The organism is Candidatus Nitrotoga sp. M5 (assembly GCF_927904885.1).
Classification (GTDB): Bacteria; Pseudomonadota; Gammaproteobacteria; order Burkholderiales; family Gallionellaceae; genus Nitrotoga.
Genome location: NZ_CAKMNW010000066.1, coordinates 16,188 through 28,711, shown reverse-complemented (window position 1 = coordinate 28,711; position 12,524 = coordinate 16,188). Strand labels below are relative to the sequence as shown.

Sequence of the window (12,524 nt, the reverse complement as noted above, 5' to 3'; positions counted from 1 at the left end):
ACTTAACATTAAGTCATAAACAGAAACCTGTGACAAAATTTCCTAATCATTATGTTTTTGGTCGCTACTCTATACTATTCTTCTTGGCTATTATTACGTTCATTAATCAGCCAGCATCAGCACAATCATTCCTGAAAGAATTAACGCAACCGTTATTAAAAAAAAATAAATCATCCAATGTCACACTTTCAGCACCAAATTCGATCAATGCCTTGCTCCGCGAACATTTTGAACTACCCGATGCACCACTCGTTGATGAAACGTCACGACATGTTTTTTTACGCCGAGCTAAACGTGAGATCAGTGAATTATTAGCTACAGAGGGTTATTTTTCGCCCACAGTAGCGCTAAGCCGTAAATTATCTGAAGACCTAGAACTTATTGTTAAACCTGGGCCACGCACACACGTCAGCGAAATAACAATAGAGTTCAAGGGCGAACTAACGGCCAATACAACAGCACAACAAAAACGAATTACTCAGTTACGTAAATCATGGCCATTAAAAACAGGCAAGCCTTTTCGTTCCCACGATTGGGAAGAAGCTAAAGCCAAGTTATTATCAGAAATTAAGCATAAAGATTATGCTGCAGCAGAGATTACAGATAGCCAAGCTATTGTAGACCCAGTCAATAAAAGTGCCCAACTTATCGTCGTTGTTGATTCGGGACCTGCCTTTTACTTTGGGGAATTAATCGTTACTGGTCTGGAGCGATATCAAGATACAAAAATTGAAAATTTTTCATCCATTAAACCCGGCGACCCATATCGCAGGGAATTACTTTTTGAATTTCAAGATTCGCTACAAAAATTGCCCAATTTTAGTTCTGTTTCTGTGAGTATTAAACCTGACAGATCATTGCACAAAGCTGTCCCTATTCTCGTTCAATTGAGTGAAAAAAAATCAAAAAAAATATCACTAGGCGCGGGTTACAGCTCTAACAACGGTGGACGTGGCGAGATCAGCTTTCAAAATTATAATTTTCTTGATCGCACATTAAAACTCAACTCAACATTGCGTCTAGAACAAAAGCGGCAAACTTTTTTTGTGGGTGTTGACACCTTGCCAAATCAAAACAACATCCAATACTCTTTAGATTCACGCTTACAACGAACAGACATTAAAGATCTGGAAACGATCAACCAAAGTATCAATTTGACAAGAGGCTATGTAACCAAAACCACTCTACGTCAACTAGGTATAAGCTGGCAAAGAGAAAAAAGGCTCCCTTCTGGTGGTATCAGGGAAAATAACGAAGCACTCGTCATAGATTGGCAGTGGCGCAAAAATAATGTCGACAATCCACTCAATGTTCGAAAAGGTAGCATTTCAGAAATACGCATTGGTGGTGCCAATCAACAAATTTTGTCTGACCAAAGTTTTTTACGCACATATGCGCGCCAACAATTCTGGTGGCCTATTGCTAAGCGCGATGTTCTATTCATACGTGGCGAAGCAGGTTTTACTGCGGCTAACACACGTTTTGGTATCCCACAGGAATATTTATTCCGGGCAGGTGGAATTCATTCGGTGCGTGGCTATGATTTTATGAGTTTAGGCGTCCGTGAAGGTACGGCCATCGTGGGTGGCCGAACAATGGCAACCGGCACCATAGAATACACTCACTGGCTGCCTAACAAATGGGGTGGTGCGATATTTACCGATATTGGTAGTGCTGCGGATAATTGGCAAAAATTCAATCCTTCAGTTGGATATGGCGCGGGGGTGCGCTGGCGCAGTCCGGCTGGCCCATTGGGGCTGGATTTAGCTCGAGGACATGAAACAGGCGTATTACGACTTCATTTTTCTATAGCCGTGGCATTTTGATTTTGGTAAAAAAAATAACCACAAGTCCAGTCACTATAAAAAAGAAACGCAGAGTACTGCGCTGGATCGCTACTACTTCGCTTATTACGACGTTATTTTGCGCAACCTTCGGCACTTGGGTATTAACAACCACACCTGGCTTGCAATGGCTGCTTGCAACGGCCTCATCCATCAGCTTAGGGGATTATAAATTTTCAGGTGTAAGTGGCACGTTCAGCACTATGAAAATTCAATCAATTCATATCACCAGTAAAGATAAGCAATTCAAACTTACCGAGTTTGCATTTAACTGGCAACCGTACGAACTTTTCTCAAAGAAACTTACTGTCAAGCAATTATCTGCGCGTGAAGTCGAAATATTCACGCCACCCTCTTCAGATCCATCAACATTACCTGAGCACATGAATTTACCATTATCTATTTCAATACAAAATATTGAAATAGATTCTTTAAGTTTATTCTCCAATGTTACAAAGAAAGCTGATTTCACTATATTAAAGTTAAAAGCAGCGCTCGAAAGTGATGGGCAGCAACATCACCTGCCCCATTTAAGTCTCGATTCAGAATTTGGATCACTCCAAGCTTCAGCTATTCTGGCAGGAAATAAACCCTTTAACCTAACCGCTCAGGCTAAGCTTGTCGGCTTAACTGAAATTGCAGCAACCTCATTATCAGATACCCGTATCAACGCAACTATTAATGGAAATTTATCTCAACTAAATTTATCCATAACGGCAGCAGGCAATGCTCTTAATGGTGACGGGGAGATATTAATACAGCCCTTTGCAGCATTTCCGGTTGGCGCATTGCATTTATCTATAGATGGGTTTGACCCCCAACTATTTTCACCCGAAACACCCAAAGCAGATTTATTGCTATCTATTAACCTGAAAAAAAACCAGCAGTCGCAATTAGCTGGTGATTTACTGATTAAAAATAAATTAGTAAAGGCTTTCGATCAAGGAGGCTTGCCGGTACATGATATTAAAACACGTCTTAAAATAAATCAGGATTCACTACAATTTGACAATCTTTTGCTTCATTTTTTAGACAAAGGGATAGTTTCAGGTGATTTTTTGTGGAACACTAAACTTTCTTCCGGTTCAGCCAATTTAGACATTAAGCAACTTAACCCACTTGCGTTAGATACGCGTTTGCAAGCCGCACGGCTCAATGGGCATATCAAGCTGAGTGGGAATACGGAAAAACAACATGGCCTCATCGCCCTTAAAGACAAAACACTCAATCTAAATGCGCAATTAACACATGCCGCAGCAACCATCCATTTAAAAAAAATCAAGCTAAGTCGCAACAAATCCAGACTGACCGGAGATGGTGAATTTGGCCTTGGTGATCCACAACGGTTTAATTTTAACGGCCAGCTAGCGCATTTCAATCTCGCAGACTTTATCCAAACAGCTGAATCTGATCTCAATGCGCAGCTAACCCTAGCTGGCAATCTCAGTCCACATCCAGCTGGTACATTAAGTTTTAAATTTGAAAAAAGCCAATTCGCAAAGCATCCAGTAGCAGGCCATGGCAATATTGAATTCTACAACACGAGCCGGGCCAAAGCGGCTGTTGAATTTTCCATTGGTTCCAATCATCTTCGTGCGCATGGCGAAGTCGGTGCTCCAGATGACCGTATGCAATTAGACATAACGGCGCCCGTGCTGGATCAAATAGGTTTTGGAATCGGTGGCGCACTCAATTTACAAGCTAATTTTGGAAATTCTTTAACATCACCTGCATTACAGTTTGATCTCACAGGCGATAAACTTTCCTTACCTGGCGAACATTATCTCAGCCATATAACTGCGCAAGGGAATCTGCAAAACACTGCCGTTAATCTTAATTTTCAGGCGAAGGACTACCGTAAATCCGATAAAACACTTGCGCAACAATTAAACGTCACCATTACTGGTCAGCAATCTGATCATCAGATTAAAACCATGCTACAACTTAATGACGAAAATAAAGTAACTTTACAAGCAACCGGTGGATTATTACAAACCGATAAAATAAAACCCACATATTATTGGGCTGGTAAGTTAACTGAATTGTCTTCAAGCGGTACCCTACCCCTAAATTTACAAGCTGCGGCACATCTCGAGATCAGTACCAATCACGCTTCACTAGACGCCACTCAGTTAACAATTGGTAACGGTGAAATACGGTTGAATGCCACCGAATGGACGCCTGATCAATGGCATACCCAGGGTCAATTCACCAGGATTGCATTACGCCATGGTAGCGATACTGAAGAAATTCAAGGAACGCTAGAGCTTGGCGGCGAATGGGATGTGAAAGCGGCCAAGCAATTGACCGGCAGTTTACAAATTACACGTGAAAAAGGCGACTGGATTCTACCCGGAGAACTCCCATTTCCATTGGGCTTGGAACAACTACAAATCAACAGCCATGCAAATAACGGCATCCTGACAGGTGAATTAATAGCTAAAGGCGAACACATTGGCACAAGCCGCGCCAACATTTCATTGCCACTCACGTTATCAGACACGGGTTGGACCATCTTACCTGACGCGGCGCTTGAAGGTCAGATCGCCATCGAAATGGATGACATTTCCCGCATTGGAGCATTGCTCAGTGACAATATAAAAAGCGGCGGCAAGCTCGATTTACAAGCAAAACTACGCGGCACGTTAGAGAACCCTCTGTTCTCAGGCACAGTTCAAGGAACAGATTTAACCTTTGCATTATTAGATCAAGGAATGTATCTACAGCAAGGCGAACTGAACGCCAACTTTGACCGCACTGTACTGCGCATAAATTCATTTAACTTCACATCACCTTTCATACCCAATCCCCGTGATAGCTTACTGGCAAAAATAAAGATCCCAAAGAAACCTGGCAACCTTGATATATCCGGCACGATTGGTTTAGTTGGCAATGAAAGTCATTTAAATATTGAACTCGACCATCTCCCTTTAGCGCTAAAATCACAACATTGGATTATTGCTTCCGGGAATGGTCAAGCCAAATTCAGTGACAAAACATTGACATTAAACAGCAACATTACTGCAGATGCTGGTTTTCTTATACAACCACCGAATAACCGACCACAGTTAGCGGATGACATTGTTATAAGCGGGCAATCAACACAAACCACACAAAAGTTCAACATCAATTTAGATTCGACCATTGATCTTGGTAAGCAATTTTATCTACGTGCGGCAGGACTTGAGGGGCAACTTACAGGTGCATTACATCTAAAAACCAACGACAAAAACAAGCTAACCGCGACAGGTAGCATAGCGACTGACAATGCAAAATACTTGGCTTATGGGCAGCAATTAACTGTTGAGCGCGGTATAGTGAACTTTAATGGCCCTTTGGATGATCCCGGATTAAATATCCGTGCGATGCGTAAAGGGCTCGATATTGAAGCAGGCGTTGAAATTTCAGGTTCAGTGCGACGTCCCACCATTAACTTGGTCTCTACACCCAACGTATCGGATGCAGAAAAGCTCTCTTGGATTGTATTTGGGCGCGCACTCAATTCAGGTAATGTCGACTCAACACTGCTACTAACTGCGGCTGAATCCATCCTCGGCGGACAACCATCAGGTGAAGGATTCACGCAACAGTTAAGCCGGGCATTAGGCGTTGATGAAATATCCTTCAGACAAGACAGTAGCAGTAATGATACTAACCCACTCACCAACCAAATTGGCACCGTTGGCAAGCGCATTTCTTCGCGTGCTTATCTTAGCTATGAACGTGGCCTCTCTACCGCAAACATTGGCATTACCAAACTCACTTACAATCTCACACCAAAAATTAACGTTGTCACTCAAGCCGGATTAGATAGCGCGGTTGATGTGTTTTATGTATTTCAATTTGATTGATATACGAATATTATTCCGGGAAACTGAAGTGATAAATATGTCTCCAAATATTAAAGAAAAGATCAAGAATATTTAACGGGTCGAGTCACTTGATAAATATAAAATTGATATGTTATCGAATTTCATGTCTCGCTCCACAATACTGAATCATAATAATGACACTTTTTACGGGCCATTGGATGCAATTGTTAGCAGTTTTGGATGTAACAAACCTCAATCTATAAACTGTAGTAATCGCGACATCATCCGACAGTTCCCGATTTGATCAAAGTGACTGTCAGTTCAGATTCAGCTATTCAATGTAGTAATTTTATCGTGCCACGCCTCCTTTCCGTCAATTAAAGTTTGCATCGGTGTACGCCCGCAACACATTTTGCCTTGATGGGTACGGCCGTTGTTGTAGTCCAGCAGCCAGTTTTCCACGTCAAGCGAACACAACGAGTGTGAGATTGGCACGGTGTGCCAAGATTGTTTTGTTGGCGTCGTCCGGTTACGACATCACGCAGATTGCCGAAGAGTTGGATGTTTGGAGTATTTAAGCAAGACGGTAGCGCGAACGATACGCCCGAGACGGTTTGGCTGGAATCAAACAGGACTTGCCGCGCGGTGGGCGCAAGCCCACGGTTGATACGCAAGTGCTGGTTCGCTTAAGCACGCAAACCTTGCCCGACCAAGCCACGCGCACGATGGCTATAACAGCTGATGTGAATGCCACGACCATGCGTAGTATATGGCGGGCGCAAAGGGTTGAAGCCACATTTGATTGAGACTTTCAAGGTTTAGCGTAATCCGAAGTTCGTCGAAAAACTAGAGTATGTGGTGGGTTGGTATTTGAGTCCACCCGAACATGCATTGGTGCTTTGCTGCGACGAGAAAAGCCAGGTTCAGGCACTCGACCGCACACAGCCCGGGCTACCTTTGAAGAAGGGGCGTGCAGCAACGATGGCACATGACTACAAGCGAAATGGCACCACTACATTATTTGCCGCGCTTCCACATGCACTTCACGCCCACTTCGGCATCGTGGCTGAATATGGTGGAAAGATTCTTCCGTGACATCTCGGAAAACCGCCTTCGTCGCGGAGCATTCCGCAGCGTGCCTTAGTTAATTACAGCAACTGAGAGTATGTCGCACATCACAATAGCAAGCCCAAGCCGTTTATCTGGACTGCCAGTGCGCGTGACAACTTACAAAAAGTCATTCGTGCCAATAGTCGATTAAGTTTCAAACAGAATGGCGCACTACACTAGAGCCTTCTTTTTAACTATGCTTCTACAGTTTTTTTCTCAAACCATTTGTACAACGTGGGTAGCACCACCAACGTGAGCAAGGTGGAAGTCACCAAGCCGCCGATTACCACGATGGCAAGGGGTCGTTGCACTTCTGATCCTGGCCCTGTAGCGAACAACATGGGTATAAGTCCCAACATCGCTACTGTAGCAGTCATCAGCACTGGCCGGAAGCGCTGCCGGCAACCTTGAATTACGGCTTCCGACTGAGACACGCCTTTTTCCCGCAAGGTGCGGATATAAGATACTAGAACTACACCATTTAGCACTGCGATCCCCCACAGGGCGATGAAACCCACTGAGGCTGGCACTGATAAATACTCGCCTGATAAAAACAGGGACACCACGCCGCCCATTGAAGCAAAAGGCAGCACCATGATGATAAGCGAGGCATAGCGCAATGAACCAAATAACAGGAACAGCAGGAAGAAAATTGCAGCAATGGTCACAGGAACGATGACCATCAAGTGGCCCATCGCCCGCTCCATATTCTGGAATTGACCACCCCATTCCAGGTAATAACCCTCTGGGAGCTTGACTTTTGCATCTACCGCCGATTGCAGTTCGGAAACGAAACTACCTAAGTCACGCCCCTTCACGTTCACCCCTATTACGATACGACGCTTTGCTTTCTCCCGGCTAATCTGTGCCGGCCCATCCAGCACACTGATGATGGCCAAGTCTTCCAGAGCCACATTGGCGCCGTTGGGTGAGATGACGCGCAGAGCATGGATATCCTTCAGGCTGTTGCGGAACCTCTCTGGCAAGCGCACCACAGCGCTAAAACGGCGTTCACCTTCAAATATTTCGGTGGTCAATCTGCCGCCTATCGCCGTTTCGATCACATCGTTTATGTCAGCTACATTAAGGCCGTGTCGAGCGATGGCTTGACGATCGATATTAATAGACAAATACTGCTGACCGGTAACCCGTTCCACGCGAATATCCTGCGCTCCCGTGATAGAAGATGCCACCTTGGCGATTGCATCAGCCTTTAGCTTGAGCAAACCCAAGTCGTCACCGAACAACTTGATCGCCACATCGGAGCGCACCCCTGTGACCATTTCGTCAACCCGGTCTGAAATCGGCTGGGCCATCACGACTTGCACCCCGGGCAAAGTTTTTAGCTTGTCCCGGATGGCGTCGGCAATATCGTCCTGTGTCCATCCTTTTGGCCACTCGTTACGAGGTTTGAGACTGACTATCGGGGTCGATTCATTCTGGCTTTGCGGATCAGCGGGACTCTCTCCACGGCCAATGCTAGAAAAAGCGGACTTTACACCGGGCACCTCCATCACCATACGCATCGCCTCCATTTCTACCTTGATGGATTCTTCCAGCGAGATATTGGGCACGCGATTTATGGCGGGCACGATTGAACCTTCCTTCATCTCGGGAATGAACGCCGTACCGAGCAAAGGTAGCAGCAGCAATGCTCCAACTAACGCCCCACCCGATACAATAATGGTCTTTCTTCCATTGGATAACGTCCAATCCAGCATCCGCAGATAAGGCTTCTTCAAAAAGGCAACCAAGCGGGTATCGTGCTCATTTTTTCCTACCAACAGGTATGAGCACAGAACCGGGGTCAGAGTGAGCGCCAGAATCAGGGATACGAACAGGGCGATAGCAATGGTGTATGCGAGTGGAGCGAACATTTTGCCTTCCATGCCTTCCAGTGTCATCAGTGGCAGAAAAACCAAAATAATGATAGAAATACCAAAAATAACTGGTGTAGCAACCTCTGATGCCGCATCAAGAACGACCTGCGTTCGGCTAATATTTTTGCATTCTGCTAGACGCTGAAAAGTATTTTCTACAACCACCACCGAACCGTCCACAATCAAACCGGTGGCAATTGCGAGGCCGCCTAAGGACATTAAATTGGCAGACAGGCCATAATAATTCATTACCATGAAAGTGATCAGCGGTGTCAAAAGCAGGGAAGAAACTACAATCAGAGACGAACGCACATCGCCGAGGAACAGAAACAGCACGATGATCACTAAAACCACACCTTCAAGCAACACCTTCATCACAGTTAGCAAAGCAGCATCCACCAGCTCACTTCGGTCGTAGTATGGAACAACTTTGAGGCCGTCGGGGAGCATTCCCTGGTCGTTTATTTCTGCGACCCTTTGCTTGATCCGGTGAACAACCTCTTTGGCGTTGCCAGCGCGGCTCATCATCACAATTCCGCCCACCGACTCGGTGATGCCATTCTTAAGCAGCGCGCCATATCGCACTTCATGACCGATGGTAACTTCAGCCACATCACGCATAAATACCGGCACTCCACCCTGCTCTTTGAGCACGATCATGCGGATATCGTCCAAGGTTTTGATCAGGCCTATGCCACGAATCAAGTATTGCTCAGAATAATGGGGCAACACGCCGCCGCCAGAGTTGGCATTGTTGCGGGCTAGAGCCTGATACACTTCCTGCAGTGTCACCTTGTAATGCCTCATGCGATCAGGATTTACCAACGCCTGATACTGTTTGACGTAGCCACCCTGAGAATTGATCTCCGCCACGCCAGGAATACCACGCAGCAGTGGTCGCACTACCCAGTCCTGGGCAATGCGGCGTTTGGTCAGCTCTTCTTGACTGAGCACTCGCTCGCCGTCGCCCGGTTTCTCCAGAATGTATTGATAAACCTCACCCAGTCCTGTAGACAGTGGGCCTAGTAATGGTGTCACACCCAGAGGCATACGCCCGCCTACTTCGATCAGACGCTCCATTACCAGCTGACGCGCGAAATACACATCGGTAACATCGGTAAACACCAGAGTAATCAGCGATAGCCCCGGTTTATTCAGTGAACGCATCTCCTCCAATCCCGGCAGACCGGTCATGGCCATTTCCAACGGCACGGTAACAAAGCGTTCGACTTCCTCAGGTGAGCGGCCAAATGCTTCAGTGGCAATCTGCACCTGTACATTGGTCACATCTGGAAAAGCATCCACGGATAGCTTCTGTGCCGCGTCCAGTCCTAATGCCACCAAGCAAACTGCCACCACGACAAGCACCAAACGCTGCCTAAGCGCTGCCTGAATCAGGGATTCCAGCATATTCACCTCACAACTTTTCTCGTTTGCGTTCGTTGTTAAGATGAAAAGCACCTTCTGTGACGATACGTTCGCCTATTTTTAGGCCTTCCAGCACTGGAAAATTACGATGATTTTCTTGTCCAAGCAAGACATGTCGCAATTGGAAACGCTTATCGTCCAACTGGACAAAAATATGGTCTTTGTTATCCTCTCGCACCACCGCCGCAGCTGGCACCACCAGGCGACGCTGGGATTTAACTAGAATCAGCATGGAGGCAAGCATTTCCGGCTTGAGCATCCGCTCATGGTTCTCTGCATCCATGCGCACCTGCACCGTTCGCGTATCTGGATTAACAGTGTCGGCAACAAAAATCAATCGCCCCTCAATGCGCTTACCGTCCAATGCCGGAATTTCAGCTTGCACCACCTCACCTTTCTTCACATGTGCAGCCTGCTGTTCAGTCACCTCGGCTACCAGCCAGACGTGGGACAGGTCAGCTACGGTATAGAGAGGTTCAGCCGGTTGCACTACTTGGCCTGTTGTCACATTACGCTCAATCACCACTCCATCAAGAGGGGCAATAATGGAAGAAAGAGAATTCACCCGGCGCGTAGCCGCCAGCTTGGTAATAGCGCTCTTGGCCATACCGAGCACCTTAAGCTGTTCGAGAGAAGCATGCAATTCGGCTTGGGCTTGGACTAGATCAGCCTCGCGCTTCTGCAATTCAGCTCTGCCAATTACATCAGCAGCGAACAGTAATACTGCCCGCTCTACTGCGCGGCGCTGTAGCCCTTCTTGGGACAATGCTTTGATATAGATGAGCTGGGCAGCAGACAACTCTGTGCTATTCAGCGTGGTCAGCACATCGCCGCGTTTTACCATCTGACCAAGAAATGCATGGACTTCAGTTACACGCCCAGTAACGGCAGCACCGATGCGCGCCACCCGATGCTCGTCCACTTCGACGTTAGCCGGCACACGTAGGGTTTCCGCCAAATCATCTTCGCTAGCAAGGGTGATCGTCAAACGATTTAAAAATTCCGGTGCAATCTCTACCACCGTGGGATTATTGGCCGGAGTTGCGATGGCACGCGGCATTTCCTTGTCCTTGCAACCAATCATCACAGTTACCAGCAGAAGGGAAATTAATACAGATGAGATCGTGCGCTTCACAGTGCTTCTCCTGCATTGGGGGGGAAAGCCCGCAGTCGGGCAATTTCGATGAGCGCCGCTTGTAGTTCGTAACGAGCATTTAGGTAGTCCAAGCGGGTGGTGCGCAAAACTCGTTGAGCATCCAGGAAATCAAGAATGCCACGTTCACCGTAGCGATAGGCCGCTTCAGCTACCTTCATAGCATTTTCAGCATCGTGCATCAGATCCGTCTCGAATATCTCTACCTGATTTTTTGCAATCTTATATCGACCATAAGCCTGATCCAGGACTCCCAGAAGATTGATGCGTGCCTGTTGCTTCTCCGCTACAGCACGATCAAACCCTGCTACTGCCTCGCCGATGGGACCCTGACGACGATTCCATAACGGCAAGGGCAAGGTCACGCCGACTTGCCATTGCTTCCAATCCGGATCTTGAAAAGAAGCTACCGAAATAGTGGGCTGTGGGTAACGTAGATTGCGTTCTAGCTGCACCCGCGCTTGAGCACGACGCGTTTGAGCATCGGCCACTTTCAGTAAAGGCTGACGCTCCAATAAATCTTTGCGCAGCTCTTCCAGTTCTGGTAGATCTGGGGGGAGTAACTTTTCCTGCGCCACTTTAAAGTTTCCCGCAAGTGGCGCACCGATTAGCGCCCGCAACCGATCGCGGCTTTGGGTAATACGTAATTCAGCACTATTAACAGCACTCTTTGCAGCCAATACCTCGACTTCTGCCTTGACCAATTCAAAGCGCGGGGATTCTCCAACTTTTACTTTGAGTTTCACCCTATCGCGAATTTGCATCAGCAATTCATGGTTGACTGTAGCCAGCTTGAGCTCCTCTTGACGGCGCAATACATCGAAATAAGCTTGCGTCACTGAAGCCCGTAAATTTATTCGCGCATCCGACACTACCGCTTCACTGGCAGTAAAACCGGCTTCCGCGCCCTGCCGACGTGCAGCACGCACAGAGGGCAGTTCGACCAGCTGAGATAATGTAGCCACACTCGTATGCCCATTCGGAATACCAATGTGCTTTGAAAGCGAACGACCCGCTCCGATTTGAAGATCAGGATTGGGATAAGCCTGCGCTGTAGTAAGAGCGGCATTCGCGCCACGCTCTTGAGCTATCACATCAGCAAGCGCTGGACTGTGTATGGCTGCAAGACGCAAGGCTTCGTTTAATGTCAATGGTGTCGTGGCATATGATGGATTGATGGCAATTATTAAGAATATTGATAAACAAAAACGAATAGGTAAGTTAAGCAATTGCATGTTATTTTTAATTTCTAAATCAGTAGTGTCCGGCAATTTTGACAAAACGGTTGATAATATAT

General features: G+C 46.7%; 5 protein-coding genes and 2 pseudogenes. 3 read left to right on the top strand and 4 right to left on the bottom strand.

Annotation, left to right across the window (positions count from 1 at the left end):
* Positions 1–1,826: autotransporter assembly complex protein TamA (locus tag MJ770_RS12310; protein WP_320412233.1), on the top strand; the 1,826-nt coding region annotated here is incomplete at its 5' end.
* On the top strand, positions 1,823–5,695 hold the full coding sequence (locus tag MJ770_RS12305; protein WP_239254776.1) for a translocation/assembly module TamB domain-containing protein: 3,873 nt from the start codon (positions 1,823–1,825) through the stop codon (positions 5,693–5,695). The genes MJ770_RS12310 and MJ770_RS12305, both read left to right, overlap by 4 nt.
* A 288-nt stretch (positions 5,696–5,983) precedes the next feature.
* Here the strand turns inward: MJ770_RS12305 and MJ770_RS12300 are convergent.
* A pseudogene (locus MJ770_RS12300) lies at positions 5,984–6,121 on the bottom strand (IS481 family transposase); the annotation flags it as partial.
* An 8-nt stretch (positions 6,122–6,129) separates the two neighbouring features.
* On the opposite strand from MJ770_RS12300, the pseudogene MJ770_RS12295 reads away from it, so the two are divergent.
* A pseudogene (locus MJ770_RS12295) lies at positions 6,130–6,946 on the top strand (IS630 family transposase); the annotation flags it as partial.
* 14 nt (positions 6,947–6,960) lie between these two features.
* Here the strand turns inward: MJ770_RS12295 and MJ770_RS12290 are convergent.
* The 3 genes from MJ770_RS12290 to MJ770_RS12280 are packed head-to-tail and all read right to left on the bottom strand — an operon-like array spanning position 6,961 to position 12,462.
* Entirely contained in the window at positions 6,961–10,056 is a 3,096-nt protein-coding gene (locus tag MJ770_RS12290; protein ID WP_239254771.1) for an efflux RND transporter permease subunit, read from the bottom strand.
* A gap of 7 nt (positions 10,057–10,063) precedes the next feature.
* Positions 10,064–11,209 carry an efflux RND transporter periplasmic adaptor subunit gene (locus MJ770_RS12285; RefSeq protein WP_239254769.1) on the bottom strand — a complete coding sequence of 382 codons (1,146 nt, stop codon included), beginning with the start codon at positions 11,207–11,209 and terminating at the stop codon, positions 10,064–10,066.
* A complete protein-coding gene (locus tag MJ770_RS12280; protein WP_239254767.1) occupies positions 11,206–12,462 on the bottom strand; it encodes a TolC family protein in 1,257 nt (418 codons plus the stop codon). The genes MJ770_RS12285 and MJ770_RS12280 overlap by 4 nt, the downstream gene beginning before the upstream one ends.
* Positions 12,463–12,524 lie beyond the last annotated feature (62 nt).

What these genes read in the sequence shown, in the direction of transcription:
- MJ770_RS12280 (WP_239254767.1), bottom strand. Translation starts at nt 12,462, where the DNA reads ATGCAATTGCTTAACTTACCTATTCGTTTTTGTTTATCAATATTCTTA.
- MJ770_RS12290 (WP_239254771.1), bottom strand. Translation starts at nt 10,056, where the DNA reads ATGCTGGAATCCCTGATTCAGGCAGCGCTTAGGCAGCGTTTGGTGCTT.